Origin of the sequence: Gallaecimonas kandeliae, from assembly GCF_030450055.1 — a bacterium.
Lineage (GTDB): Bacteria > Pseudomonadota > Gammaproteobacteria > Enterobacterales > Gallaecimonadaceae > Gallaecimonas > Gallaecimonas kandeliae.
Window position 1 is genome coordinate 2,939,322 of sequence record NZ_CP118480.1, and the last position, 25,894, is coordinate 2,965,215.

Below are 25,894 nucleotides of genomic sequence, written 5' to 3' on the forward strand. Positions count from 1 at the left end.
CGGCCATGGGACTGGGCCCTCCCGAGCTCGCTTTGCCGAGGCAGGCAATATAACCAGCTGAAGAATATGGAACTATCATGAGTTCACCCGGGGGTTTCAATCAGGGGATTGTTTGCGCGTCGGCCAACGGCAGCAATAAGTTCAGGTGTGGAAGATGGCTGACCGTCCCCCTTTCCCCTCCCTTGTCGCCGTGGCTCGGTTCTGGTCTGATCCCCAAAAGGAGCCAATCCACAGCTGCTGTCTCGGCTCGAGCAGCAGGTACAAGTGGCCGTCTCCCGCTCAGTGAGCGTCTCGGGAGTAAACCAACGAAAAGACTCAAAGGCTCGCCGATGTCTGAAGTAAAAAACTACCGTGAACTGGGTTGCCAAGCATGCTTGAACGGCACCGCTTTGGGCTTCGATTTCTCCATGGCCTTCCAACCCATTCTGGATCTCTCCACCAGGACGGTTTTTGCGCAAGAGGCCCTGGTCAGGGGCATAGGGAACCTGCCGGCGGCAACGGTGTTCAAGCAAGTGAACGACGAAAACCGCTATGCGTTCGACCAGGCCTGCCGCGTCAAAGCAGTCAGTCTCGCGGCCCGCCTCAAGATGCCGTCCCTGCTCAGCATCAATTTCATGCCGAATGCCGTCTATCGGCCTGAGCTCTGTATCAGGACGACCCTCAAAGCCGCCGAAGACTTTGGCTTTCCCATATCCCGCATCATGTTCGAAGTGACGGAGTCGGAAAGGGTCGACGACATTCCGCACCTGCAGTCGATCATCCGCCACTACCAGCAACAGGGCTTTACCACGGCGCTGGACGACTTCGGCGCCGGCTTTTCAGGCCTGAACATGCTGGCGGATCTGCACGTCGACATTCTCAAGCTCGACATGCACTTGGTCCGGGATATCGACAAGAACGGCCGCAAGCATGCCATCGTCAGAGGCGTCATGGCCACCAGCGAAGAACTGGGCATCAAAGTGATAGCGGAAGGAGTCGAGACGCCACAGGAATACGTGGCGTTGCGGGAAATGGGTATCAACCTCTTCCAAGGCTTCTTATTCGCCCGCCCGGCTTATGAGGCACTGGCCGAGATAGACTGGCAAAACAGATAAAATGCGGACGGCAACTTCCCACTGAAAAGCAAGACGCCGTAGGAAGTGACAGGGGGCTCGTTGCCACCGTCCTGGCGTATTCCACCTTGACTGGCCCGGCCAAGGGTCCGCTGCGCGTGAAGATGCCGTTACGGTCTTTGTCATCCCAGCCTCGTGACAACAAGGGTAAAGCTCCCGCCGTCGGTGGCAGGGCGCCGCGCCGGCTTCAGCGAACAATATCTTTTACTTTCAATGAATTACCATTATCGTAGCTGGCTGTAATGGGGTGAAAGGAGCGGGAGCGGTATCGGCGGCACATACTGTGGTAAGGATAGTGAGCCTGCGCCCATGCCAGGCCCAAACGCACGGCAGGATGTTGATGTGCTAAGCAAGCGGTACTTCCCCGCCATTGGGCCAGAGCCGCTGGACTCAGGAATAGACCATGCCTTCGCGTGAACAACTGATGCAAGTCATCCAGATCCAGGCCGAGATCGCCAAGCTCGGCCTGGATCTGGGCGGCGTGATGCAATTTATCGTCGAGCAGACCGTCCCCTTGGTGCAGGCCGACGGCGCCGTCATAGAGCTGGCCGAGGATGGCGAGATGGTTTACCGGGCCGCCTCGGGCATCGCCAAGGCCCAGTTGGGGCTGCGCTTGAAGATAGAAGACAGCCTCTCGGGCCTTTGCGTCCAGAAAGGGGAAACCCTCTGCTGCGAAGACTCGGAAACCGATCCCAGGGTCGACCGCCTGGCCTGCCGCCAGGTCGGCCTGCGCTCCATGATCGTCATGCCCCTCAAGCACCAGGGCACCACAGTCGGGGTGCTCAAGGCCATGTTCGCCAAGCCGAGCAGCCTGAAGCCGCTGGACATCACCCTGCTAGGCCTGCTGTCCGAGGTGGTGGCGGCGGCCATCTTCTTCTCGGTCAAATACGACATCCACGACCTCTTCATCAGGGCGACCCACGACGGCATGACGGGGTTGGCCAACCGCGCCCTCTTCATGGACAGGCTGCGCCACGCCACGGCCCAGGCCAGCCGCGGCGGCGAGCCGGCGATGTTGCTGATGATCGACATGGACGGCCTCAAGCAGATCAACGATAGCCTGGGCCACCGCATCGGCGACGCCGTCATCCTCGAATTCGCCAAGCGCCTGCAGCAGGCCAGCCGTCATTCCGACACGGCGGCCCGGCTGGGCGGCGACGAGTTCGCCGTCCTCTTGACCTCGATCGACGAGAAAGGCGGCATAGTGCCCGCCATCCGGCGCTTCGAATCTGCCATGGCCCCGCCCTTTGCCTTCGAGGGCAGGGAATACCGGCTGCAGGCCAGCATGGGCTATGCCCTGCTCCCCGAAGACGGTGTCGATCCCGAGCAGCTGATGGATCTCGCCGACCAGCGGATGTATGCGGTCAAGCTGGCGCGTAAGAAGGCTTGAGGGGCGGCGGCCCCTCCCCCCTTTTCCCCCTACACGGGCTTCAAGGCCGGTCGCAGGCCGGCTTCCTGTTGTTATGCCTGCAAAAGCATGCTTATATTTCAGCCAGTTAGCTGGCGAGTAAAGGGACTTTGGATAACCTGATTCCAAGGGCGGTAGCGTGCCTCGGGCAAGCCTTGCAACAAGGCTTTGACTTGCAGGATGCGGTCCAGGGAGCGCCGCTGTCCCAGGTCTGACAGGATGCGGCGAGCAAGAGTGCTGCCAGGCTGACGCCAATGACTCGACTTCCCAAGCCCTTCCAGACATCACCTCGTTGTATAACGGCCATTTTCACGACGTCCCTGACGGCTAAAGGAAGATTGACTCATCCAGCCCAACCATTGCAGTAACGGGGCGTCCCTGAAAGTGGGAAGCCGCGTCTTCACGCAGATTGGGGTCTAGGCCATGTGGATAGACATTCGCACTGCACCGCCAAGCTGAGCTCATCAACAAAAGCGAGAGCCCTCGCGAAGATAACTTAGGAACCACGACAATGAATAACCGGTATTTCTCCGCAGTATTCCTCGGTGGCTTGGTTGCAGGAGCCCTCGATATCACCTTTGCCATCTCGTTTGCCGCCTACAACGGCCATCCCCCTGTCCGCCTGCTTCAAATCGTCGCCAGCGGCTTGTTCGGCAACGCGGCACTTACCGGGGGGCTTGGCATGGCAGCATGGGGCCTGGCCCTGCATTTCTTCATGTCCTTGCTGTGGGCCGGGATCTTTCTCGCTCTAGCCCTGCGCTTGCCGGCGCTGGTGCGCTCCCCCTTGGCAAGTGGTATCGCCTTTGGCGCTATCGTCTTTCTGGCCATGCGGCTCATCGTATTGCCGCTTTCCGCATTCCCTTTCCCTGTGGCCTTCAAGCTCGTCGCGACGATCCTTGACCTCTTGTCACACACGCTGCTGTTCGGCATCCCTATCGCTTTTGCCTCCCGCTGGGCCTTGGCACCGGCGCCCCAACCGGCCTGACGTGCAGCTGCCTTCCTTTGTGTAGGAGTTGCGTGAAGGACAGGGCCAGTGAACCGTCTCGAGCTGATGACGTGGGCGGCTTGACCCGGAGTGGAAGACCACCTACGAGGGCAAAAGTCGGGACCTGTGGAGGGGGGATTGTCTTAGAAACGAAAACAGTGAGGCCCGTCAACTCAGGGGGGTAGCGTGTCTTGATGGTGCCTGCGGCACGGCTTTTTGTTTGCAGGGGGCGCCCTGCATGCGCGGCACTTTTGCGGCAAAAGTCAGTGGGACTGCCCAGCCAAAACCTGGCCCCACGCTTCGCTTGTTCTTCGCCTCTGGTCGCTTGCCGCTGACCGCTGCATACGCGGGTCCAACCACGTATTCCGCTCGCTCGGCGTCCCTGGTTACTCGGACCTTCCTGGTCCTCGCCCTAACGGGCCATCGTCGCAGGTTCCGATGTTCAAATTTGCTCCCGGCAAATTTGTCGCGCCAGCTCACGCTCCCGGCGCCTCAGCGCTGCGCTTAACGGGGCGAAAGCGCCATCACCATTGGCTTAAGCTTCTGGCCTGAGGTCCCGCAACTCCGTTCGTGCTTCTGCACAACGCAAGGAAGAAACAAGAGCCCAGTACAGCTAACCGAGCTGGCAGGTGAGACCCCGGAGCCCCTTTTAAGTGGAGCGCCTTACCGCCGGGAGTGAAAGGCCAGCCGAGACAGGACGGCAGGGGGCCGCCCAGGTGCAGGCGAATACGTGCCGGGAGCGCGTATGAGCCGGTGGCCTCCGAGCGACCAGAGGTAAGGACATCGCGTAACGCCAGGGGCGGTGCCTTTGGATGGGCAGCCCCGCTGACTTTGTGCGAAAACAAAGTATCCCGCCCGCCGGGGCGGGACCCGGCAAGCAACAAGCCATGCCGCAGGCATACCACCCGCCCTTTTGGCTAAATCAAGACGGTTTGACACGGTTGGCCGTTGGACAGCGGCCAGCTCCCTTCAATTTTTTTGGATGGGCATACAGTATGAACGGCATTGTAGGCAGGCGGATGCGTACTATCCTTCCCGACCAATGCGCGTTTTCACACCTCCAACCAGTAGCAAGTGGTTCATGCGGCGGGTTTTATCGTGATCCGATGAGTAGATAGTCGAGCCGGGGCTGGAATGATAACGCGCATGCTCGTTTTCATCCTTGGACATATTATGACACTGGTGAAATACATAGGGGGATCAGCGCCTTGTACAACCTTATAGGCACTGGTCTAATGAGACAAAGCGCGTATGCGCACTATTACGCTGTTATGCGCGGTCCATGTCTTCATGGCTTGGCGCACAAAGAATTGAAATATAGCGAAGGAACATATGGATAATATTTTGAATAGATTGTTATGTTACTTGGCAGGAATAGACTTAAACAATCTAATATCCACAAGCGCTACGGTAATTACCGCATTCATTGCCTGGAGTGCATTAAGCACATGGAAAAGTCAAAAGCGCGCAGATATATTTGTTGAATATTTAGATGATTTTATGGATGAACTTCATGAGCTCATATATGCAGTCTATCCTGCTTTGGAGTTTTTAAACTATATTCAAATTGCCATTAAAAGCAGACAAGAGTTTTCAGATATCGAACAGGGTGCAATAGAATACTTTGAGAAAGAAGGAACTCGTGATTCGGAGGAGTTTCAAAAATACCTTGCTCCTTGTACAGATAGAGTCGCACGTGTTCGGTCATTGGCGGCAAAAGGGCAGGTGTTAGGTTTAGATGATTTTGATGCAATAATGACATCAAGTTTAAATATTTGTGCGCAATACGATAGGCTGATGTCTCTCCGTGTGTTTATGGCTATGAGGAATATAGTTTGGCAAAATCCAACGGTTAATAAGACGCTTCGTTCAATATTGACTATAGATAACGTGAAGATAAAAAGTGAAATTGCAGATAGCAATATGGCTTTCTTAAAAGCGGTTAAACGTAATTATGATCGAAACCTGCGTGACGCATAACAATCAGCAGCAAGGGACCCCGCTACGTTCCGGCAACTTGTGGTTTGCTGCGCAAACTTACCACAAGTTGCCTCCACTCCACGGGGCCCCTGTGCTGGGCGTTAGGCTACACAATCAGAGGATCTATAATACTGTGGCGAGATGCTTTCAAGATTGTGCTTGTCAATGCGGTCAGACTGACAATGAGTTTGATCTAATCGCAGCAAGTGAACTTGCAAATCCTATTTCCTTGCAAAGTATTGCCCGGATGAACATTGGTTGGTTTAGTGACCGGAATATCTGCGATCATCACATCAACGAATGGGGCCTGGATCATAAAGAGGGTGTGTACATCCTTTGGCATAAAAGTGACTATTGTGCTGAGCATGAACGTTTTCACATGAGAGCGCTGTATGTTGGTAAGGGCAACATTGGTATACGTTTACGAACTCATTGGGAAAACAAAGATTTTTCGGACCAGTTGCTTATATATTTCACATATGTAGAAATGCAAAATAGGCTTTCAAAATATGTCGAGCAGCTATTGCTTGACGTGTACGATTTTCCACTAAATAAATCGGAAAACACTGGGCAAAAAATTTTATGTGAGCACTTTACTCAAAACGAGGTGGATTGAATGGCACCTAACAAGGTGAAAGTACCGTTTTGTTATCCGATTTAGCCCTATGGCCACTTGCTTTTGTGGGTAACCGCCAGGCTAATCCTGTCTCCATATAGCCGGGCTCCAGCCTCCATGGAGATAAAAGAAGCAATCGGCGGCCTTGACCCTGACGCGACGTGAGGGCCTAGCCTTGTCGGCGAGCTTGAAGAAGGAGTGATGCCATGTTGTTCAAAGTAGGGGAGCTGGCCCAGCGTTGTGGCCTGACGGTTCGCACCCTCCACCACTATGACGCCGTTGGGTTGCTTAGTCCTTCAGCTCGTTCCGATAGCGGCTACAGGCTGTATGACCGTGGCGACGTTGCCCGGTTGCACGAGATCCAGGCGCTAAAGCGCTTTGGCTTGCCGTTGGCCGACATCGGGGCAGTTCTGGCGGACCCCGGCAGGAACCTCGCAGCCATTGTCGAGCAACAGATGGCGTCGTTGGCGCGGCAGCTCGAAGAGGGCAGGAGGCTGCATGGCCGCTTGTCCGAGCTCCATCAGCAGCTGCAGCGAGGGGAAGAACCGGCGTTGGCCGATTGGTTAACGACTCTGGAGATGATGGCAATGTACGACAAGTATTTTTCGGCTGACGAGATTGAAAGACTGCCGCTGTTAGATGCGAAGGATACGGCGGTAAGGGCCGAGTGGGCGTCCCTCGTGGACGAGGTTCATCAGGCAATGGGCGCCGAGGTGCCTGCTGAGGGCCTTGAGGCGCAGGCCCTGGCCAGGCGCTGGATGGCCATGCTGGTGCGTGACACAGATGGCGATCCCAGGTTGCTGGCGAAGTTGAACACCATGCAGTACCAGGAGCCGGACGCGCAGGAACAGAGTGGTGTGACGCCCGAGATGATGGCCTATATCCAAGGCGCTTTTACCCAGAGCAAGTTGGCGATTTACGAGAAGTACCTCTCGCCAGAAGAATTCCAGTTCATGCGCGCCAACTACGGCAAGCAGGGGGCCCTATGGCCACCCTTGATCGGCGCCGTCCGCCAGCAACTGGAAGAAGGCACAGCCCCCGACGCCCCCCAGATGCAGCGCCTGGCAGCCCAGTGGATGGCGCTGTTCCGCTCCTATGCCGGTGACGATCCACAGACCCACGCGAAGATTAGGGCGGCACACCAGGCAGAGCCCCAGCTGCTGGAAGGGACCTTCATCGACAAGGCGCTGCTGGGGTATATCGCCCAGGCGCTGTCAGGGGTGCAAGGCGCTGAGGTGACGGCGCAATAAGACAGTCCCAGCCGACCTCAAGTCCACTTTTGAGGTCGGCTTAACCCAAGCGCTCCAGAGCTGATGAACTGCGCAGAGGCAGTAGGACAATGCACACCCACAGCCTTCCATCGAAACATCAGGCCATGAGCCACCACCGAACACGGAAGGATATCGACCAGGCCCCTTCATGCGCATATTAAGCAGCATCATCTTTGCCCTCTCGCTGATCCCAGCCTCTTCCCAGGCCGTTTCAGAAAAACCGCTCCCGGCGTTGCACCAGGAATTACAGAGTATCCAGGAGGACTATCAGATCCCGGCCATCGCCATGGCCGTGATAGCGGATGGGAAGGTGGTGTTCGCCGATGGCGCCGGCTTTCTCGACCAAGGACACCAGCAGCCGGTTTCCAGCGGTACGCTGTTCCGGCTGGCGTCGATCTCCAAGCTCTTTACCGCCCAGGCCGTGATGCAGCTTGTCGAGGCGGGCAAGCTGCAGTTGGACGACCGGGTCTCGACCTACCTGCCTGAACTGGGCCCTTCCGACATCACCATCAGGGAGCTGCTGAGCCATGTGTCGGGACTTCGGGATCAGGTGCGGCCGGTGCCGCACGAGGCCCACCGGCGGCAGGCACAATACCTGAAAGCCGTTGGCGACAGCCTGGCAACCAGCCAGGGCCAAAAGGTCTTCAATTACAGCGACACGGGGTTCAACCTCTTGGGCGCCGTGGTCGGCAAAGTCTCGGGCATGCCCTTCGACCAGTACATCAAGCGCCACATACTGGTGCCGGCGGGGATGTCGAGCAGCGGCTATTACGACGGCGTCTCGGGCGTCATGTCCGAAGCGCTGCCGACCTATGAAGGCAAACCGCTTCCTCGCGCCCAGCAGCGGCCTTACGATCCGGCGTTCTTTCCCTGTGAGGGCCTGGTCTCCAACGTCTCTGACTTGGCCAACTGGCTGGTGCTCACCCTGGCCATGGACAAGCGCCTTCTCACCCAGCGCAGCTACCAGGAGATGCTCAAGCCCAGGGCCAAGACGCCTTGGGGCGATATCGACGTGGGCCTCGGCTGGCAGCTCTACCAAAAAGACGGCCAGCTCGTGGCGCGGCATCCCGGCAGCATCCGGGGCTACAAGTCCCTGGTCCTTGCCTACCCGGGGAAACGCAATGCCCTGGTGCTGCTGACCAATGCCAGCAAAGCCCCCCGCTTCAAGATCGCGGAACGCTTCACCAACAAACTGGTCGCCTTGGGCATTTGGCAATAACAGGCCCAGCCCCTCGCCGCAGCGCAGCTGCCATCGGCACAGGCGCGCCCCCGGTGAGGGCTGCCTGGGCCAGGCCAGGGCCCCTTAGCGCTGCCGCCTGGATGCTCACAAAAAAGCCAGGCATTCCCGGCATAGAGACACACACATCGGCTTGCTCTTTGCCGCCTCTGCCAGTTAAATGAAGTTATCAGAGCGTTATTGAAAGCTGTGCCCCGGCATGAAAAACCCCAAGAAGCTGTGGTTGCTGGCGGTCATAGTGTTTGCCGCCGTTTTGGCTCTTGGGGAGTACATAGTGCACCTCCAGGAGCTGAACGCCAGGAAGGCCGACAGCGCCAAGCAGATGGCCAGCCTGACCGAGCTACGCGCCCGCATCGAGTCCTCCCTCAATGCCAGCCTCTACACCAGCAGGGGTCTGGTGTCTTTCCTGCGCACCCAGCCCAAGGCCTCCAAGGCCGAGGTGGACGCCATGCTGGCCGACCTCTTCCATTCCAGCCGCCACCTGCGGGACCTGGTCACGGCCCCGGATCTGGTGATGCGCCAGGTCTACCCCCTCAAAGGCAACGAGAGCATCATCGGTGTCGACTATCGCAGCCTCCCGGACCAATGGCCGGCCGTTGAGGCCTGCATCCGCAGCCGCAGCACAGTGCTGGACGGCCCCGTCAAGCTGATCCAGGGCGGCATAGGGGTGGTGGCCCGCAGCCCCGTCTTCCTGGCGGACGGCAAGCTCTGGGGCGTGGTCGGCATGGTGGTGGATCTCGACGCCGTCTTGCGGGACGCCGGCTTCTTCAGCCTGGTGGACCGCTTCGAGCTGCGGCTGTCCAACCCTGCCAAGGCGGAGAGCTATATCTACGGCGCCGCCACCATGAGCCATCCCCGTTTCAGCCTGCCGCTCAAGGTGCTGTCCGACAGCTGGCAGCTGCAGGCCGACACCAAGGAAAGGCCTGCATCCATGCTGCCTTGGCACCTGCTGGCCCTGCTGTCGGCCCTGCTGGTCTCCATCCTGGTCTACCTGATGCTCAGGGAGCACCTGCGGGCCCAGTTTTGGGCCAACCATGACGTGCTGACTCAACTGCCCAACCGCCGATTCTTCATGCGCAGCCTGGAGCAGGCCCTGGACCAATGGCAGCAGCGCCGCCGCCCCTTTGCCCTCTTCTACCTGGATCTCAACGGCTTCAAACGCATCAACGACGACTACGGCCACGAAGTGGGGGACGGGGTGCTGGTGGAGCTGGCCAGGCGGCTGCACCAGTCGGCCCGCAAGGGGGATCTGGTGGCCCGCATCGGCGGCGACGAGTTCGTGCTGCTGCTTCCGGATCTCGCCTCGGTCAAGGACATCCGCCTGGCCGCCCAGCGCTTTTTGAATGCGGTCCAGGCCCCCATGACGGTGCTGGGCAACACCCTCAACCTCAAGGTGGCCATGGGCCAGGCCAGGCCGGCCCAGAGCGGCGACAAGGCCGACGACCTCATCCGCCAGGCCGACCTGGCCATGTATCAGCAGAAGAACGGCACTACTTCTTGAGCCACTGGCCTTCAGGGGTCTTGATGTACTGGCCGGCCGGGGTGCGGGCTATGGCCTTCTGCCCCGCCAGCATGGCCACCTGCTCCAGGCTGATGCCGTTCTTCTTGGCGATCTCCAGGTAGGCGGCGCGGCGCTTGGCGTTGATGTCCTGGGCCAGGGCCACGGCTTCGGGGGTGGCCTTGACCACGCCGAGGTAGCCGTCAGGCTGTTCGCCGAGCAGGCCCTGGGCCTTGGCCTCGCCCAGGTTCATGGCAAAAGCGGCCAGGGGCAGCAACAGGGCAGCGACGGCCGTCCATATCCATTTCTTCATGCTTCACCTCAGAAAAGATCGCTTTCGTCTTTGAAGAGCTGGTCCAGATCCTTGTCCACCTTGATGCGGATCTCGTGCTCTATCTTGACGTTCAGGTTGATGGTGATGGGCTCCTTGGGAGCCTCCAGGGCCACCCTTGGCGAACAGCCCGCCAAAAACCACAGGGTCAGGGCCGCCAGCGGCGCCAGTTTGGCTGTCATGGTTTCCCTCCTTGTTTCTTCATCTCGGACTGTACCTTTTGTGCCACCTCGTCGCCGATACGCAGGCTGCGCAGCAACTGCCTGAGGTTCTCTTGATGAGAGTAATGGAGCTTGACCGGCAAGTCATCCTTGCCGGGGTTGCGGCCTTCCAGGGTCACCGCCAACCGGGCTTCCCCGTCCTTGGCCATGTCAAAGTCCGCCGTCAGCTTGTCCACCGCCAGGTTGCCCAGGGCGTCCAGGGCAACCTTGACGCCGCCGTTGCTGGCCTTGAGGTTGTTGACCGAGTCCACCGCCAGCACCTGGATGCTGGCAGGCCCGCTGCTGTGCAGCCTGGCACCGACGACGCTGATGCCGTCCTTTTCCAGCTGCAGCGGCACGGTGCCGTCCAGCTGGCCGCCAAGGGCCACCACCGGCTTGGCCTGCAGGGCGGCGAGATCCGCCAGCGCCAGCCCCTTCACCTCGACCGGCTGGGGCTCAGCCGAGGGCCAGCTGAGCAGCGGCGCACTCAGGGTCCCGCCCAGGGCCTTGGCCGCCAGGCCAGTCAGCGCCAGGCGATCGTCTTGGTAGTCAATCCTGGCCTCGAGATCCCTGACCGGGGTGCCAATATCAAGCTCGGCCAGCTTCAATGGCCCTTTGACCTTGAGGCCCCCGTTCCAGCCGAGGGCCAGGTCGCCGTCCAGGCCGGCAAAGCGGCTGGCCTGCCAGTAACCCTTGGCGCCCTCAAGATGCAGCTTGGCGTCGAGGCGAGGTTCGGGCCAGGACCAGTTGCCGGCAAGGGCCAGTCTGCCACCGGCGAGATCCAGGGGCAGGGCCTGGCTGAGGCCTGGGCCAAGGGCCAGCTCCCCCTTGAGATCCCCGTGCCAGTGGCCCTTGGTTTCGGCGAGCTTACCGGCCAGGGCGCCCTGCCAGGCCGGCACCGCCAGCCGCCACTGGCCTTGGCTACCGTCCAAATGCAGCTCGCCCTGCCAGGGCGGCACCTTGCCGTCGGCCCAGAGGAGGCCCTGGCCCTGGACGGCCAAGGCGCCTTTCAGCTCGGGGAGCAGCAAGGGCTGGCTGAGGGTGGCCTTGACCGGCAGCAGCAGCCTGTCCTGCCAAAGCCCCTGCTCCAGGGCCAGGGCGCTGCCGGCCAGCAGCATGGGCTCTGGGCTCAAGCGAAAGGCGCTGGTGAGCCGCAGGTGGCCGCCCTTGTCCAGCAGCGGCGAGCTGGCGCCGTTAAGGCCCCCCACCCAGCCGTCCGCTGCACGGGCCAGGCTGAGCTGGCCTTGGAAGCTGGCCTTTTGGTACTGCCAGTCCAGCTCCAAGGCCAGGGCCGGCGCCTGGAAGTCGAAGCGCTGGGACGCCTTGTTGCTGAGCTGGCCCTTGCCATAGCTGCCGGCCAGGGCCAGTTGGAAGGGCGCCAGGGTCAGCCCCTGGTCGTCCAGCATGAAGGGCAGCTCACCGCCCAGCCGCTGGCCCTGCCAAGTGCCCTGGAGCTGGCCCTTGCCGTCCAGGCCCAGGCTGCCCCCCTGCCAGTGAAGCCTCGCCGCCACCGCCAGCTCCATCTGCTGGTAGCGCCCGACCAGCGCCAGGGGCACCTGGCCACCGGCGGCCAGCGGTATCAGGGCCGGTCGGCTCAGGCTGAGGGTAAGGCCGCTGCGCTGCAGTTCGGCGGCTTCCAGCCGCAGCTGGTCCCGGGTCAGCAGGGCCTGGGCCTTGAGATCCTGACCGCTCAGCTGGAGCTCGGCCTGAGTCAGGTCCCGGGCCTTGGCCTCCAGGAGCAGTGGCCCCAGGGGCGTGCTGAGCTGGCCTTCCAGGCGGGCCCAGTCCAGGGCCTGGGGGCTGCCCTCGGCCTGCAGCTGCCAGTTGGCGTTGAGCTCCCTGGCCAGCTGCAAGGGGCCGTCGCTGGCCGCCACCAGTTGCCAGCGCTCACCGTCGAAGTCTCCCTTGGCGTGCAGGGCCAGTTGCTGCCCGGCCAGCAGCAGAGAGGGGCTGCTGGCCAGCACCTCGAGGCGGCGCAGCCGGCCGTCGAACAGGCCCTGGCCCTCGAGCGTCACTTCACCCTTGCTGGGAGCCAGATCGGTCAACCGGCCATGGAGGTTCAGCTCGCCGCTGGCCGGCTGCCAGTCCAGCGCCAACTGGCTCTGCTGGTAGCCGAGCCGGGCCTGGACCCGCTCTCCCGTGCTTTGCAGCTCCAGGGAAAAGGCCGGCCAGTCGCCGTAGCGTACCGAGGGCAATTTGATATGGCCGGCGGGTAGCCTGGGCAGGCTGGCGTTACCTGTGGCGGGGCAGGTATGGAGGGAAAGCTCGGCGGCGGAGAGGGCCAGGGGGAAGAGGCCTTCCAGGCGCAGTGCCTTGGCTTCGGCCAGGGTGCAATCCCCTTGGCGATAGACAAGGCGCTGGGCCTGGCCCCAGCCGAGGCCGGCCAGCTGCAGGCCGGCGGGCCAGGCGCCATAGAGCAGGCCGGCGCCCAGCAGCGCCACCCCCAGCAGCAGTCCCAGCCCCCATTTCCACATAGGCCCCTCGGTTCAATTCCCTGTTTCTCAAGGCTAACTTGGGCATAATGGCGGCACAACGCCTTATCCCAAGGAAGATCATGCACCGTCAGTTTGCCGTCATCGGCCTTGGCCAGTTCGGCCGCACCATAGCCCTGGAATTGATGCGCCAGGGCCACGAAGTCCTGGGCCTGGACAACGACCAGAAGCTGGTCAACCAACTGGCTCCCCAGCTCACCCAGGCCCTGGTGGTGGACGCCACCGACGAAAGCGCCCTGGCCGAACTCAACCTCGGCCACTGCGACGCCGTGGTGGTGGCCATAGGCGAGGACATCCAGTCCTCCATCCTCTGTACCCTTCACCTCAAGAGCCTGAAAGTGAATCAGATCTGGGTCAAGGCCCTGACCCCGGCCCACCACAAGATCCTGGCCAAACTGGGCGCCGACCGCATAGTGCATCCGGAGCACGAGATGGGCCTGAGGGTGGCCCAGAGCCTCAACTACCCGGCCGTACAGGACTACATCGCCCTCGGCAACGAGCTGTTCCTGGTGGAGATCGCCGCCACCGAGCTGTTGGACGGCAAGGACGTGGCCAGCCTGAACCTGGCCAAACGCAACATCAGCCTGGTGGCCCATAAGCGCGGCACCGAACTGCTGCAGTCGCCGCCGCCAGAGCTGAGCCTGGCCAAGGGCGACGCCCTGGTGCTGCTAGGCAAACTGGGTGCCCTGCAGGAGCTGTCGAGCCTGCTATGAGGATGTGGCGCAACAAGACCCGCCCCCGCCACTGGCGGGGGCAGCGGACCCTGGCCGCCAGCCCGCCGGCGGTATTGGCGGCAGGCTTCCTGGCGCTGATCCTCATCGGCGCCCTGCTGCTGTGGTTACCCTTTGCCGGCACTGCCCCCCTCTCCTTCCTGGATGCCCTCTTCACGGCCACCTCGGCGGTGACGGTAACGGGCCTGGGAGTGGTAGACACCGGCACCCATTTCACCTTGGCAGGCCAGGCCGTGCTGCTGGTGCTGATCCAGTTCGGGGGCCTGGGCTTCATGACCTTCGGGGTGCTGGTGCTGCTGCTTTTGGCGGGCCGGGTCTCCTTCAGCCACCAGTTCCTGGTGCGCGAAAGCCTCAACCAGACCCAGCTCAGCGACGTGCTGCGGCTGGTGCGGCACCTGGCCCGTTTCGTGGTGGTGGCCGAAGGGCTGGGGGTGGCGCTGCTGGCCCTGTGCTGGGTGCCGCAGATGGGCTGGGGCAAGGGGCTCTGGCATGCCCTCTTCTACACCGTCTCGGCCTTCAACAACGCCGGCTTCGCCCTGGACAGCGACAGCCTCAGCCACTACGTGGACAACGGCGCCGTCAACCTCATCATCACAATACTGTTCATGACCGGCGGCATCGGCTTCGCGGTGCTCTCCGAGCTGGGCCAGAAGCGCCGCTTCAAGGGCCTGGGCCTGCATACCAGGGTGATGTTGCTGGGCACGGCCGTGCTCAGCCTGGGAGGCATGGCCCTGTTCCTGCTGGCTGAGTGGGAAAACCCCGCCACCCTCGGCCACCTGAGCCTGGGGGGCAAGCTGTGGGCGGCCTGGTTCCAGTCGGTCACCACCCGCACCGCCGGCTTCAATACGGTGGACATGGCCGGCCTGACCCCGGCCTCGGTGATGCTGTTCCTGCTGCTGATGCTGATCGGTGCCGGCCCCGGCTCCACGGCGTCGGGGATCAAGGTCACCACCTTTGCGGTGCTGATCGCCGCCACCCGCGCCTTCCTGATGCGCCGCCCCCAGACCAAGGTGCTGAACAGGGCAGTGCCGGCGGTCCTGGTGTTCAAAGCCCTGGCCGTGACCTTGCTGAGCCTGATGCTGATCTTCCTGGCACTGTTCGTGCTCAGCGTCAGCGACGGCGACAAGCCCTTCATGGATCTCTGCTTCGAGGCGGTGTCGGCCTTCGGCACTGTGGGCCTGAGCCGCGGCATCACCCCTGAGCTCAGCGAGCTGGGCAAGGGGGTGCTGATGGTGCTGATGTTCCTGGGCCGGGTCGGGCCCCTGACCCTGGGCTTCCTGCTGGCCACGCCACAGACGACACAGATCCGCTACGCCGAGGAGCCCATCGCCATCGGCTGACAAAGAAAAGCCCGGCCTGAGCCGGGCTTTTTCATACCCCTTCGCGCTCGTGGGGGCTGTCCAGATCCTGCACCGGCCCCAAGGGCACTATGGCCGTGGGATTGATGCCGAGGTGGGAGCCGTAGTAGTGGTACTTGATGTGCTCGAAATCCACCGTCTCCCTGATGCCGGGGTACTGGTAGAGCTCCCGCACATAATCCATGAGGTTGGGGTAGTCCTTGAGCATCCGCTGGTTGCACTTGAAGTGGCCGTGGTAGACGGGGTCGAAGCGCAGCAGGGTGGTGAAGAGCCGCCAATCGGCCTCGGTCAGGTGCTTGCCCACCAGGTAGCGCTGCCGGGACAGCCTGTCCTCCAGGGCGTCGAGGGTACTGAACAGCTCATTGAAGGCCTGCTCGTAGGCCGCCTGGGTGGTGGCGAAACCGGCGCGGTAGACGCCGTTGTTGACCTTGTCGTAGACGAGGGCGTTGATCTCGTCGATCTCCAGGGCCAGGGGATCGGGGTAGAAGTCCCGCTCGTTGCCGGTCAGGGCGTTGAAGGCCGAGTTGAACATGCGGATGATCTCGCCCGACTCGTTGGAGACGATGCGCTGCTGCTGCTTGTCCCAGAGCAGGGGCACCGTCACCCGCCCCGTATAGTCGGCCTGGTTGCGGCTGTAAAGCTGGTGCAGGAACTGGCTGCCGTAGAGGGCGTCGCCGCTGGAGCCGGTGGCCTTGTCGAAGGTCCAGCCGTGCTCGCGCATCAGGTGGCTGACCACGGACACCGAGATGTGCTCTTCCAAGCCCTTGAGCTTACGGAAGATAAGGGTCCTGTGGGCCCAGGGACAGGCCAGGGACACGTAGAGGTGGTAACGGCCGCTCTCGGCGGCGAAGCCCCCTTCCCCGCTGGGGCCTGGGCTGCCGTCCGGCGTCACCCAGTTGCGCAGCTTGGCCGCTTCTCGCTGGAATTCGCCGTTGCTGCTGTCGGTGTCGTACCAGCGGTCCTGCCACTGGCCTTTGACCAAGAGTCCCATCTGCAATCTCCTCGCACTGACTGCCCTCAATGGCAACACAGCCCAAGCTTAGGCTGTGTTCTTAAACAGGTCATCCCTTACGCTGGCACCACAGATCGCTGAGACAAGGCAGGGTAAGCGTGATTTGGTGGGCCCAAATAAGCGAGCCCTAACGCCGCATCGGCGACCTGTGGTACCAGCCCGCAGGGTCTAGCCCAGAAGGACGTCCCCTGCGTTGACGACTTTGCCCATAGGGCCACTATGCCCTGCAGTCGCCGCCTTGGCTACGTCCTTCTGGGACAGCGACGCAATCATGCACTGTTCAAGAACACAGCCTATATTCCAGCGCAAAATTCGAACAAAAAGCTTCGCTTAGATGAAAGAATGGGGCCGGGAGCTGGGTCTTTTAGGCGATTGCCCCCACAGAGGAATGAGGAAAGCGATGCCGCTGGTGATGCGCGCCCTGCTGGTGCTGTACCTGGCCTGGCAGGGGTTGTCGACCCTGATGTCCACGGCCATGAACCTGAGTTTCTGGCTGACCATGGGGCCTTTTCCCATACCGGCCTGGCTGGCCATGGGCTGGGGCGGGGTGCAACTGCTGTTGGCGCTCTGGCTGCTGAGCCCCCGCTACCGCCAGGCGCTCTGGCCTGTGCTGCTGGTGCTGGCGGCGCCCTTGCTGCTGCTGGCCTGCTACCCGGTGTGGGTGGATGGCCTGGGTTTCCCGGCCCTGGGCCCGGGCCAGACCCTGCTTAAGCACCTGGCCATGGCCGCCCTGCCCCTCTACCTGCTGGGCCACCGCAAGGCCGCCGGCTGGCTGGCCATGGCCGGCATCACCCTGGTGTTCGGCTGGATAGGGGCCATGAAATTCACCAGTGTCGAGGCCCAAGGGGTGGCCGGCCTGATGCAGAGTTCGCCGCTGACGGCCTGGCCCTATCGCTGGCTCGGCCAGCAGGGGGTGTCCAACCTCATCGGCGGTATCGAACTGGGCTTGCTGGGGCTTTTCCTGCTGCCGGCCAGCCGCCGCTGGGGCTACTACGGCCTGCTGGCCACCTTCGCCATCACCCTGCATTTCCTGGTCTTTTACGACGGCGCCCTGATGTACTGCTGGCTGACCAGCACCGGCGTCTTCCTGCTCAAGGACGCCCTGCTGGCGGCGGCGGCCTGGATAGCCCTTACTCGCGGGCCAGGAGCCAACGCCTCATAAGGGCGGCCAGCTGTTGCTGTTCGGCCTCAGTCAGCGGCGCCAGCAGGCGCCGCTCGTTTTCCACATGGATGGCCACGGCCTGGTCGATGAGGGCCGTGCCCTCCTCGGTCAGGGCCACCTTGAGGCTGCGCCTGTCTTCCTCCGACGGCGCGCGGTGGATAAGGCCCCGCCCTTCCAGCTTGTCGAGCCTGGCGGTCATGGCTCCCGACGAGAGCATGGCCGACTGGTAGAGCTCGGTGGGGGTCAGGGGTTGGCCGCCCCGCTTCAGGGTGGCCAGCACGTCGAAGTCGGTGTTGGAGAGCCCCAGTTCCTTGAGGGGCCTTTCTATCTCCCTGCTGGCCATGGCCGCCATCCGTGACATCCGCCCCCAAACCCCCATGGGGCTGCAATCCAGATCAGGCCGGCGCTCCGCCCACTGGGCCAGCAGTTGGTCAACGTGATCCATTGTCATTTTTCCGAACATTTATTTTGATAAAAAGATACTTGATAAAAAGACATATCCCCAGAAGAATGTATCTCGACACGAAGATACTTTCCATGGAGATAACATGTCTTACCTTATCGCACTGCTGGCGCCGCTGCTCTGGGGCAGCACCTATGCGGTGGTCAGCCTCAGCCTGGCCGGCCTGCCTCCCTTCTGGGTCGCCGCCTGGCGAGCCCTGCCGGCAGGCCTGCTGCTGTTGATGCTGGTCCGCCGCCGGCCCCCCCTGCCTTGGGGCAAGCTGCTGTTGCTGTCTTTTTGCAACATCGGCGCCTTCTTCTGCCTGCTGTTCCTGGCCGCCTACCGCTTGCCGGGGGCCGTAGCCGGCACCCTGGGCGCCACCCTGCCCCTGGCGTTGATGCTGGTGGCCTGGCTGCGCTATGGCCAAAGGCCGGGGCTGCGCTGGTTGCTGCTGGCCCTGGTGGGGCTGGCCGGTGTGGCTTTGCTGCTGAACCCCTCGGCGCACCTGGACCCGATCGGAGTGCTCTGCGCCCTGGGCGCCACCTTGCTGATCGCCCAGGCGACCCTCTGGATGCAGCGCTGGCCGGTGTCGGATCTGCTGGGGCTGACGGCCTGGCAGCTGGCCCTGGGCGGCGCCATGCTGGTGCCCATGGCCTGGCTGCTGGCCGGCCCCATGCCGCTGCCACCGGCCAGTGCCCTGCCGGGGCTGGCCTGGTTGGTGCTGGCCAACACGGCGCTGGCCTACTGGGCCTGGATCCGCTCCATCAAGGCAGTGGGGCCCCAGGTGATGGGCATGTTGGCCCTGACCAACCCCCTGGTGGCGGTGGGGCTCGGCACCTCGCTGGTCAACGAGCACCTGGGCCAAAGCCAGTGGCTGGGCATAGGGCTGATCCTCTCCAGCCTGCTGCTGATGAAGCTGCCGGCGCGCAAGAAGGCGGCGGCCCCGGCCGGGGAAGAGCCGGCCTGAACCTGAAGCAAGAAAAAGGGCAGCCCCTGGCTGCCCTTCTTTGCCTCTGGAAAACTCAGCTGCCCACGGCGTCCTGTTGGCGCTCGGCGGCCGCCAACTGGCCACCGCAGGGGGCGTACCAGTCCATCTTGGCGTCGTAGAGATGGGTCTTGACGCCCATGATCCCCAACAGGGAGTGGAAGACGTCATCCTGGGAGGCCGGCTGGGCGGCGCGGGCCTTGAGGCAATCGCCGGTCAGGTCCAGCTGGGCTTCGAGGCCGCTGGACAGCCAGGTGATGCCGGGCACATGGGTCTGCTGGGACGGGGCCAGCATGCGGGGGGCGCCGTGCAGGTAGAGGTTGTACTCCCCCAGTGACTCGCCGTGGTCCGACACATAGAGCATGCCGGTGTCATAGCCGGGCACCGCCTTGAGGAAGTCGATGACCTTGGCCAGCACGTGGTCGGTGTAGAGGATGGTGTTGTCGTAGGCGTTGGTCAGGGCCTGCTGGCTGCAGTCCTTGGGCTCGTTGGAGCGGCAGACAGGGGTGAAACGTTCGAAGGCCTTGGGGTAACGCTTGTAGTAGGCCGGACCATGACTGCCCTTCTGGTGCAGCACCACCAGGGTGTTCTGGGGCTTGGCCGGCAGCAGCTTGTTCAGCTGGTAGAGCAGCGCCATGTCGAAGCATTCCTGGTCGCACTGTTCCGGCACGTCCAGGTCGGCCACCGCCTGGTAGCTGACGCGGGTACAGACGTCCTTGCAGCCGGAGTTGTTGTCACGCCACACCACCTTGACCCCGGCCCTGTCCAGCATGTCCAGCACGTTGTCGCTGAACTTGGCTTTCTCCACGTCGAAGTCGGCCTGGGTCTCAACGGAGAACATGCAGGGTACGGAAATGGCGGTGGAGGTCCCGCAGGAGCTGAGCTGGCTGAAGTTGACTACCCCTTCCTTGCTGAGCTCGGGGGTGGTGTCGCGGGCATAGCCGTCCAAGCCGAAGTTCTGGGCCCTGGCCGTTTCACCCACCACCATGATCACCAGGCGCGGCCTGGCCGGGGGCACCAGTTTGGCGTCCAAGCCCAGTTGCTTGTGCACCAGGGGCGCCTTGGTGAGGCTGGCCACGTATTTGACCGAACTGTCCATCCAGTTGATGGGGCTGACGTAATGGCGCAGCTCACGGTAGTTGCGCACTGTGCCGGCCAGCAGATCGTATTGCATCCAGGGCAGGGCCAGGGTGGCCACCAGGCAGAGGCTGATCCAGCCGCCGCGCACACCCAGGCCGCGCAGGCCCTTGGGATAATTGAGGGGCAGGCGCCACCAGGTCACCAGGGCAGCAATCACCAGGGCCAGCACCAGCAGCATGGGGCCGCTCACCAGATCGGCCACTTCGGCCGGGTCCGTCTCGGCCACGTTGCGCACCATGGTCTGGTCGATGGCCACCCCGTAGGTCCAACTGAAGTAGGACGCCATGGCGGTCACCAGGAACGCCAGGCCCACCACCGGCTTGAAGGTGTAGCGGAAGGACAGCAGCATGAACAGCAGGGCGATTACCCCGCTCACCAGCCAGGCCACCACGGCCATGACCTTGACGCGGTCGAGGGCCGGCAGGGGCAGATGCCAGATCTTGTTGAACAGCACCACATCGCCGACCAGCACGGTCAGCACGGCGGCCAGCACGGCCCAGAACATCACACTACGGAACATCGACACCCCAAAAACAAAGGCCCACAAGCAATGTTGGGAGCCTTGCTGAAACCAAAAAGGGCGGCATTTTAACCTTTGGCGCAATTTTAAGCGAGTGCCCTTTCCTCTTCCCTCAGGGTCAGCACTTCAACGCCGCTGTCGGTCACCAGCACAGTGTGTTCCCACTGGGCAGAGAGGCGACGGTCACGGGTGACTACTGTCCACTGGTCCTTCAGGATACGGACCCCAGCTGAACCGGCGTTGAGCATGGGCTCTATGGTGAAGGTCATGCCGGGTTCCAGGTGCAGGCCCCGGCCCGGCACGCCGAAGTGCAGCACGTCCGGCAGCTCGTGCATGCGCCGCCCTATGCCATGGCCGCAGAACTCCCGCACCACTGAGAAGCCGTTGGCCTCGGCATGGGACTGGATGGCATGGCCCAGATCCCCCAGGCGGGCGCCGGGGCGCACCGCTTCGATGGCCCGCCACAGGCACTCGCGGGTGACCGACACCAGCTTGCTGGCCTCGGCAGAGACGCTACCCACCTGGAACATGCGGCTGGTGTCGCCGATGTAGCCGTCTTTTTCCACCGTCACGTCGATGTTGAGGATGTCGCCCTCTTTGAGGATCTCCTCGGCCTTGGGAATGCCGTGGCAGACCACCTGGTTGACTGAGGTGTTGATGGCCTCGGGAAAGCCGTATTGGCCCTTGGTGGAGGGCCTGGCCTTGAGCTCCTCGATAATGAAGCGCTCCGCCTCGCGGCTCAGAGTGAGGGTGTCGACGCCCGGCCGCACCAGGGAAACCAGGTGACTCAGTACCTGGCCGGCCAAGCTACCGGCCACCCGCATCTTGGCGATTTCGTCAGGAGTTTTGATCATGGCGGGCCTTGGCCTCCTCTACCAACAGCTTGAGCAGCTCGGCCCCGCTCAGGGTAGGGTTCAGTTCGCAGGCCCGGCCCAGACGGATCCAGAACTCGGCCTGGGCGTTGATGGAGCGGCAAAGCCCCTGGCTGGCGACGCGGATCTCGTCATGGAGCTGGTCGCTGATCTTCACTATGCCCATGGGCACCTCAATATACGATTCATATATACATCGTATATTTTTAGCGAAGCCATGCCAAGTGCCGTTACAATGGCCCTTTTCCCCTGGAGCCCGCTATGACCATCTGGGTCGACGCCGACGCCTGCCCCCGCGTCATCAAGGACATCCTCTTCCGCGCCGCCGAGCGCACCCAGACGGAGGTGGTGCTGGTGGCCAACCAGTCCCTGCAGGTACCGCCCGGCAAATGGGTGCGCAGCCAGGTGGTGCCCAAGGGTTTTGACGTGGCGGACAACCACATAGTGCAGCAGGCCCTGGCCGGGGATCTGGTGGTGACGGCCGACATACCGCTGGCTGCCGAAGTGATGGAGAAAGGCGCCCAGGCCCTCAATCCCAGGGGGGAGCTGTACCGGGATGACACCATCCGCCAGCGCCTGCAGATGCGTGACTTCATGGACACCCTGCGCGCCAGCGGCATCCAGACCGGCGGGCCGCCGCCCATCAGCCAGTCCGAGCGCCAGGCTTTCGGCAACGCCCTGGACCGCTACCTGCAGCAAAAACGCCGCTGATCCTTGCCGAAGCCCTGAAGGGCTGCAAAGCTGCTAAAAAGGCAGCGCAGGAGAAGCCCATGCCCACAGCACGCACCTTGCCGGTCGGTCGGGGACATCATGCCCTTCTGGAACAGGGCGCCAGCGGGCCGGCCAACGCCCTCTACCACCTTTATCCGCTGTTGGCCCAGCATTACTGGGCCGCCCTCGGCTGGCTGCTGGAGCACTACCGGCAGGCCTTCCATGATGGGACCCCCCATTGGCCGAGGGACTGTATCGACCCCGTGTCCCGCCACTATCAAAAGCTGCTGGCCCTCAGCGAACAGCCCCAGGCCCGGCCCCAGCTCGCCTTGCAGCACCTGGGCTGCAACTTCTTCCTGGGCCCCAGCCCGCTGCTGCGCCTGGATGACGGCATGCCGGCCCCCAGCTCCTTGTCGGCCTGGCAGCTCGATTGCTTCCATGCCTTGGCCCGCCGGTTGGACGCGTTGGTGCAGTTCAGCCCCGTCTTCCAGCCCAGGCGGGAGCTGCTGGTCGACGACCTGGCCCAGTTGCTAACCATGCTGGCCCCGGTGGCAGCCAGGGCGGCACTGGGCCCCCACCCTTTCCATTCATCCGATTGGCTGGCCGTTGTCCAGCCCGGCCAGACCCTGTGCTACCGGCAATTGCTGGACAGCAGCCACAGGCAAAAGCTGCGGCGCCTGGAGCGCGACCCGGCCGGGCGCAAGCAGCTCTGCTACTACCGCTTGGATTGGCGGCCACAGGGTGGCGCCCTGGCCTACTGCCGGCTGCGCAGGGCAAACGAGGCGGTGCCGACGGCCAGTTTCGGCGTCAGCCCCTGCCATTAAAAAAGCCGCCCTGAGGCGGCTTTCTTGTTTAGCGCAACTGGCCCTTGAGCACCTTGGCGTAGGCCTCCAGCAGGCGGCGGTGGCCCTCTGTGGGGTGTTCTGGATCCAGAGCATGGAGGTTCGGGAAGCGGTCTTCACCGCTGGCCAGGGCCTTGGCCAGGGCCAGCTTGTCTGCCCCGAAGTAGCTGATCAGGCCGCGTTCGAACTGGCTCAGCTCCTTGCCTTCCAGGCTCAGCTCCAGCACCGCGAACAGGGCACGGTACAGGGTTCGCTCGTCGTCGGTGAGGTGGCCTGAGGCCAGTACCGAGCCCAGCTGTTCGAAGGCTTCTTCCCGGCGGTCCAGGGCCAGCAGCAGCCAGAGGCGTAGCTCACCGATGCGCAGGCGCGCCCAGGGGGTGCCCTTGTCGCCGACGATGCCGGCCCATTCCAGCACCCGCAGCTGGTCGTTGACGGAGTAGTGGTCCAGGGCTTCCAGCAGCTCCTGCCAGTCGTCTTCGGTGGCGTTCTTGAGGTCGAACAGCACGGGGCGGAAATCCAGGGCCTGGTTGTTGTTGTGCCAGACCAGTTCATCCGCCGGGTAGATGTCGGAGAAACCCGGCACCAGGATACGGCAGGCATAGGCGCCAAGGGCGGTGTGCTCGGCGACGTAGACCTGATGGCCTTCGTCATGGAGGAGGTCGATCAGGGCCTGGCGCTCGAAGACGTTGTCGTGCTGGTCGTCCCAGTCGGCGAAGTCGAAATCGGGCTTATCGCAGAGGAAGCCCCAGCCCACATAGCCGGAGGAGTCGATGAAGTGCAGCTCCAGGTTATGGGGATCCGTGACCTGCTCCATGTCGGTGGTGGGGGCCGGGAAGCCTTCGAGCTCATCCAGGGCGCGGCCCTGCAGCAGCTCGGTCAGCGCCCTTTCCAAGGCCACGCCGAATTTGGGGTGGGCACCGAAGGAGGCGTAGACACCGCCGTCCTTGGGATGCTGCAGTACCACGCACATCACCGGGTAGCGGCCGCCCAGGGAGGCGTCCAGGGCGCGGATGCCAAAGCCTTCGGCCTGCAGGGCCTTGATGCCGGCGTCGATATGGGGGTAGCGGTCGAGGACGGCTTGGGGCACTTCCGGCAGGGCGATGTCTTCGACGATGATGCGGTTCTTGATGGCACGTTCGAAGATCTCGGACAGGCCTTGAACCTGGGCTTCTTCGCGGGTGTTGCCGGCGCTCATGCCGTTGGACACGAAGATGTTGCCGATGAGGTTGACCGGGACATAGACGGTCTTGCCGTCGCTCTGGCGCACATAAGGCAGGGCGCAGACGCCCTGGCCGGAGTCGCCGCCGTTGTGGTCGATGAGATCGGCCAGCTCCAAGTCACCTTCAGAGTCATAGATGGCACGGCAGTGTTCGTCCAGCAGCTCTTCAGGCCAGTCGCCGTCTGCGTCGAACCAGCGCTCGTCGGCCTGGTGCACATGGCCGAACTGCTCAAGGGCCGGGGTCAGGCGAAAATCGGCCCAGAGGTAGCGGGTGGACAACCGCTCGATGAGTTCGCCGTAGGCCGAGGCCAGGCAGGCCTCGCGGCTGGCGCCCTTGCCGTTGGAAAAGACCTGGGGGCAGTCCTTGTCACGGATATGCACGGACCAGATGAAGGGAGCCGGGTTCAGCCAGCGGGCCTCTTCGATGTCGAAGCCCAGATCCTGGATGGCGCCGCCGATACGGGCGATGGAATCTTCCAGGGCCGCATCTTTGCCTGGGATAAAGGTCTTTTCCATGGGAATTCTCTAAGGGTTTACAAAGGGGCGGATTCTAGCAGAAATCGTGGCCAATCACCCAGCCACGACGGCAAAGGGTGCAAGAAGTCACAGCAACTCGATGTCCAGCCAGACCAGGCGATGATCCGACGCCTCTGGCCCCCTGACCAGCCTGGCCTGGGGATCCTCCGGCGCAGGCCAGAAGACGCCGCCGCCTTTGACCTCCAGCCCCTGCCTTGAGGGCAGCACATAGTCCACCCTCAGGCCCCAGTCGGCCGTGCGCCCGGCGTCCCCCAGGGCCAGGCCGCCTGGGCTACTGGGCACAAAACGGCTGTCGATAAGGGGATGGTTAAGCAGCTGGGCGGCGGCACCGGGCAGGCTCTCACCCTTGGCCGGGTCGGCATTGAGATCGCCGAGCACCAGGAAAGGCAGGCCCGGCTCCAGGCCGCCGCCCCGCCCCTGGTCATCCCTGATGTACTGACTGCGCTCCGGGCTGAGATAGTCGGCCCAGAAACGGATCTCGTCAAAATTGCGGGCCGCGTTGCGCCGCTCCGGGCCGTCGAAGACCGGCGGCGTGGGGTGGCTGGCCAGCAGGCGCAGCCGCTTGCCCTGGATGTCGATAGCCAGATCCCAATGGGACTTGGAAGACAGCCTGAGCTTTTGCCAGAGGATGTCCTCATGGTAAGGCCGGCCCTCCAGCATGGGCCTGCTCGCTCCCGGCATGGCGGACCAGGGAAACAACCGGAAGCTGCGGCAAGCCGGCAAGTCCAGGGGGTAACGGGACAAGAGCGCCATGCCGTAATGGCCGGGAAACTGGCCAAAGCCCTGGCAAAGGTCGGACTCCCCCTCCACCGGCACACCGGTATTGCTGGGCGCCACATGGAGATACTCATAGTGGATAGGCTCGGCGCCGCCTTGGCTGTGGCCAAGGAAATCCCGGTTGAAGGCTGTCAGGCCTTCGATGCCAGGCCAGCATTGGTCGAACTCGTTGAGCAGCAACAGATCAGGCCTGACCCTCTGTATCACCTCTGCGGCCTGGCAAAGCCGAGGCTGAGAAGGGACAGTCAAAGCTTTGGCCAATGCCTGCGGATCAAGAGCTTGATCACTTTTTCCGCAAAAACTGCCCGATTCTAAAGCGGCATTAAAAGTTGCAACCCTTAACATAAGACCATCCACTTCCTGTCACGAAGACGAATTTAAAAGACAAGTTCAAAGAAGTTCGACGCAAAAGTAGCATCAGAAAAGGTTTTCATCAGAACGGAAAACCTTTTCCTT

General features: G+C 62.5%; 24 protein-coding genes. 14 read left to right on the forward strand and 10 right to left on the reverse strand.

Annotated elements, in window-relative coordinates; all coding sequences use genetic code 11:
* The first annotated feature begins 329 nt into the window (after positions 1–329).
* The 8 genes from PVT67_RS14480 (at position 330) to PVT67_RS14515 (ending at position 10,110) form a co-directional block, all read left to right on the forward strand.
* Positions 330–1,094 carry an EAL domain-containing protein gene (locus tag PVT67_RS14480; RefSeq protein ID WP_301494731.1) on the forward strand — a complete coding sequence of 255 codons (765 nt, stop codon included), beginning with the start codon at positions 330–332 and terminating at the stop codon, positions 1,092–1,094.
* A gap of 421 nt (positions 1,095–1,515) precedes the next feature.
* Complete coding sequence (locus PVT67_RS14485; RefSeq protein ID WP_301494733.1) at positions 1,516–2,502, forward strand: sensor domain-containing diguanylate cyclase; 987 nt, start codon at positions 1,516–1,518, stop codon at positions 2,500–2,502.
* Between the two features lie 529 nt (positions 2,503–3,031).
* Positions 3,032–3,505 carry a hypothetical protein gene (locus PVT67_RS14490; protein ID WP_301494735.1) on the forward strand — a complete coding sequence of 158 codons (474 nt, stop codon included), beginning with the start codon at positions 3,032–3,034 and terminating at the stop codon, positions 3,503–3,505.
* A 1,332-nt stretch (positions 3,506–4,837) separates the two neighbouring features.
* Entirely contained in the window at positions 4,838–5,485 is a 648-nt protein-coding gene (locus PVT67_RS14495; RefSeq protein ID WP_301494737.1) for a hypothetical protein, read from the forward strand.
* The gene (locus tag PVT67_RS14500; protein WP_301494739.1) at positions 5,460–6,101 is read left to right on the forward strand and encodes a hypothetical protein; all 642 of its coding nucleotides are present in this window, start codon (positions 5,460–5,462) and stop codon (positions 6,099–6,101) included. Before PVT67_RS14495 ends, PVT67_RS14500 begins: the two co-directional genes overlap by 26 nt.
* Positions 6,102–6,307: 206 nt before the next feature.
* Positions 6,308–7,351, forward strand: a complete 1,044-nt coding sequence (locus PVT67_RS14505) for a MerR family transcriptional regulator (RefSeq protein ID WP_301494741.1) — start codon at positions 6,308–6,310, stop codon at positions 7,349–7,351.
* Positions 7,352–7,520: 169 nt separating this feature from the next.
* The gene (locus PVT67_RS14510) at positions 7,521–8,591 is read left to right on the forward strand and encodes a serine hydrolase domain-containing protein (RefSeq protein ID WP_301494743.1); all 1,071 of its coding nucleotides are present in this window, start codon (positions 7,521–7,523) and stop codon (positions 8,589–8,591) included.
* Positions 8,592–8,808: 217 nt separating this feature from the next.
* The gene (locus PVT67_RS14515) at positions 8,809–10,110 is read left to right on the forward strand and encodes a diguanylate cyclase domain-containing protein (protein ID WP_301494745.1); all 1,302 of its coding nucleotides are present in this window, start codon (positions 8,809–8,811) and stop codon (positions 10,108–10,110) included.
* Here the strand turns inward: PVT67_RS14515 and PVT67_RS14520 are convergent.
* From PVT67_RS14520 to PVT67_RS14530, 3 genes are read right to left on the reverse strand one after another with little or no spacing between them, the layout of a single operon-like run.
* Positions 10,100–10,420, reverse strand: a complete 321-nt coding sequence (locus PVT67_RS14520; RefSeq protein WP_301494747.1) for a YdbL family probable chaperone protein — start codon at positions 10,418–10,420, stop codon at positions 10,100–10,102. The two genes, PVT67_RS14515 and PVT67_RS14520, sit on opposite strands and share 11 nt — an antisense overlap.
* Before the next feature lie 8 nt (positions 10,421–10,428).
* A complete protein-coding gene (locus PVT67_RS14525; protein WP_301494749.1) occupies positions 10,429–10,620 on the reverse strand; it encodes a YnbE family lipoprotein in 192 nt (63 codons plus the stop codon).
* The gene (locus tag PVT67_RS14530; RefSeq protein WP_301494751.1) at positions 10,617–13,112 is read right to left on the reverse strand and encodes an intermembrane phospholipid transport protein YdbH family protein; all 2,496 of its coding nucleotides are present in this window, start codon (positions 13,110–13,112) and stop codon (positions 10,617–10,619) included. Before PVT67_RS14530 ends, PVT67_RS14525 begins: the two co-directional genes overlap by 4 nt.
* A gap of 80 nt (positions 13,113–13,192) precedes the next feature.
* On the opposite strand from PVT67_RS14530, the gene PVT67_RS14535 reads away from it, so the two are divergent.
* Both PVT67_RS14535 and PVT67_RS14540 read left to right on the forward strand, forming a co-directional pair.
* Positions 13,193–13,843, forward strand: coding sequence for a potassium channel family protein (locus tag PVT67_RS14535; protein ID WP_301494753.1), 651 nt, complete (start codon positions 13,193–13,195; stop codon positions 13,841–13,843).
* 2 nt (positions 13,844–13,845) lie between these two features.
* Positions 13,846–15,201: a TrkH family potassium uptake protein gene (locus PVT67_RS14540; protein ID WP_301494755.1), complete on the forward strand. Its 1,356-nt coding sequence runs from the start codon at positions 13,846–13,848 to the stop codon at positions 15,199–15,201.
* A 31-nt stretch (positions 15,202–15,232) separates the two neighbouring features.
* Here the strand turns inward: PVT67_RS14540 and PVT67_RS14545 are convergent, their stop codons facing one another.
* Complete coding sequence (locus PVT67_RS14545; RefSeq protein WP_301494757.1) at positions 15,233–16,210, reverse strand: glutathione S-transferase family protein; 978 nt, start codon at positions 16,208–16,210, stop codon at positions 15,233–15,235.
* A 421-nt stretch (positions 16,211–16,631) separates the two neighbouring features.
* Between PVT67_RS14545 and PVT67_RS14550 the strand changes: the two genes are divergently transcribed.
* A complete protein-coding gene (locus PVT67_RS14550) occupies positions 16,632–17,393 on the forward strand; it encodes a DUF417 family protein (RefSeq protein ID WP_301494759.1) in 762 nt (253 codons plus the stop codon).
* Here the strand turns inward: PVT67_RS14550 and PVT67_RS14555 are convergent.
* Positions 17,362–17,844: a MarR family winged helix-turn-helix transcriptional regulator gene (locus tag PVT67_RS14555; RefSeq protein WP_301494761.1), complete on the reverse strand. Its 483-nt coding sequence runs from the start codon at positions 17,842–17,844 to the stop codon at positions 17,362–17,364. The genes PVT67_RS14550 and PVT67_RS14555 overlap by 32 nt on opposite strands.
* Positions 17,845–17,941: 97 nt before the next feature.
* Here PVT67_RS14555 and PVT67_RS14560 point away from each other — a divergent pair, with 97 nt between their 5' ends.
* The gene (locus tag PVT67_RS14560) at positions 17,942–18,802 is read left to right on the forward strand and encodes a DMT family transporter (protein WP_301494763.1); all 861 of its coding nucleotides are present in this window, start codon (positions 17,942–17,944) and stop codon (positions 18,800–18,802) included.
* A gap of 55 nt (positions 18,803–18,857) precedes the next feature.
* On the opposite strand, the gene PVT67_RS14565 is transcribed toward PVT67_RS14560, so the two are convergent.
* The 3 genes from PVT67_RS14565 to PVT67_RS14575 all read right to left on the reverse strand — a co-directional run bounded on the left by PVT67_RS14565 (position 18,858) and on the right by PVT67_RS14575 (position 21,518).
* The gene (locus PVT67_RS14565; protein ID WP_301494765.1) at positions 18,858–20,480 is read right to left on the reverse strand and encodes a phosphoethanolamine transferase; all 1,623 of its coding nucleotides are present in this window, start codon (positions 20,478–20,480) and stop codon (positions 18,858–18,860) included.
* 86 nt (positions 20,481–20,566) lie between these two features.
* Positions 20,567–21,334 (reverse strand): type I methionyl aminopeptidase, encoded by a 768-nt coding sequence (gene map / locus PVT67_RS14570; RefSeq protein ID WP_301494767.1) that lies wholly within the window; start codon positions 21,332–21,334, stop codon positions 20,567–20,569.
* Positions 21,318–21,518: a ParD-like family protein gene (locus PVT67_RS14575; protein ID WP_301494769.1), complete on the reverse strand. Its 201-nt coding sequence runs from the start codon at positions 21,516–21,518 to the stop codon at positions 21,318–21,320. The genes map and PVT67_RS14575 overlap by 17 nt, the downstream gene beginning before the upstream one ends.
* 95 nt (positions 21,519–21,613) lie before the next feature.
* Between PVT67_RS14575 and PVT67_RS14580 the strand changes: the two genes are divergently transcribed.
* Positions 21,614–22,063 (forward strand): YaiI/YqxD family protein, encoded by a 450-nt coding sequence (locus PVT67_RS14580; RefSeq protein ID WP_301494771.1) that lies wholly within the window; start codon positions 21,614–21,616, stop codon positions 22,061–22,063.
* Positions 22,064–22,122: 59 nt separating this feature from the next.
* Positions 22,123–22,887: a hypothetical protein gene (locus PVT67_RS14585; RefSeq protein ID WP_301494774.1), complete on the forward strand. Its 765-nt coding sequence runs from the start codon at positions 22,123–22,125 to the stop codon at positions 22,885–22,887.
* Positions 22,888–22,915: 28 nt separating this feature from the next.
* Here the strand turns inward: PVT67_RS14585 and ycaO are convergent, their stop codons facing one another.
* Positions 22,916–24,640 carry a 30S ribosomal protein S12 methylthiotransferase accessory factor YcaO gene (gene ycaO, locus PVT67_RS14590; protein ID WP_301494776.1) on the reverse strand — a complete coding sequence of 575 codons (1,725 nt, stop codon included), beginning with the start codon at positions 24,638–24,640 and terminating at the stop codon, positions 22,916–22,918.
* A gap of 87 nt (positions 24,641–24,727) precedes the next feature.
* Positions 24,728–25,645, reverse strand: a complete 918-nt coding sequence (locus PVT67_RS14595) for an endonuclease/exonuclease/phosphatase family protein (RefSeq protein ID WP_301494778.1) — start codon at positions 25,643–25,645, stop codon at positions 24,728–24,730.
* Between the last annotated feature and the right edge of the window lie 249 nt (positions 25,646–25,894).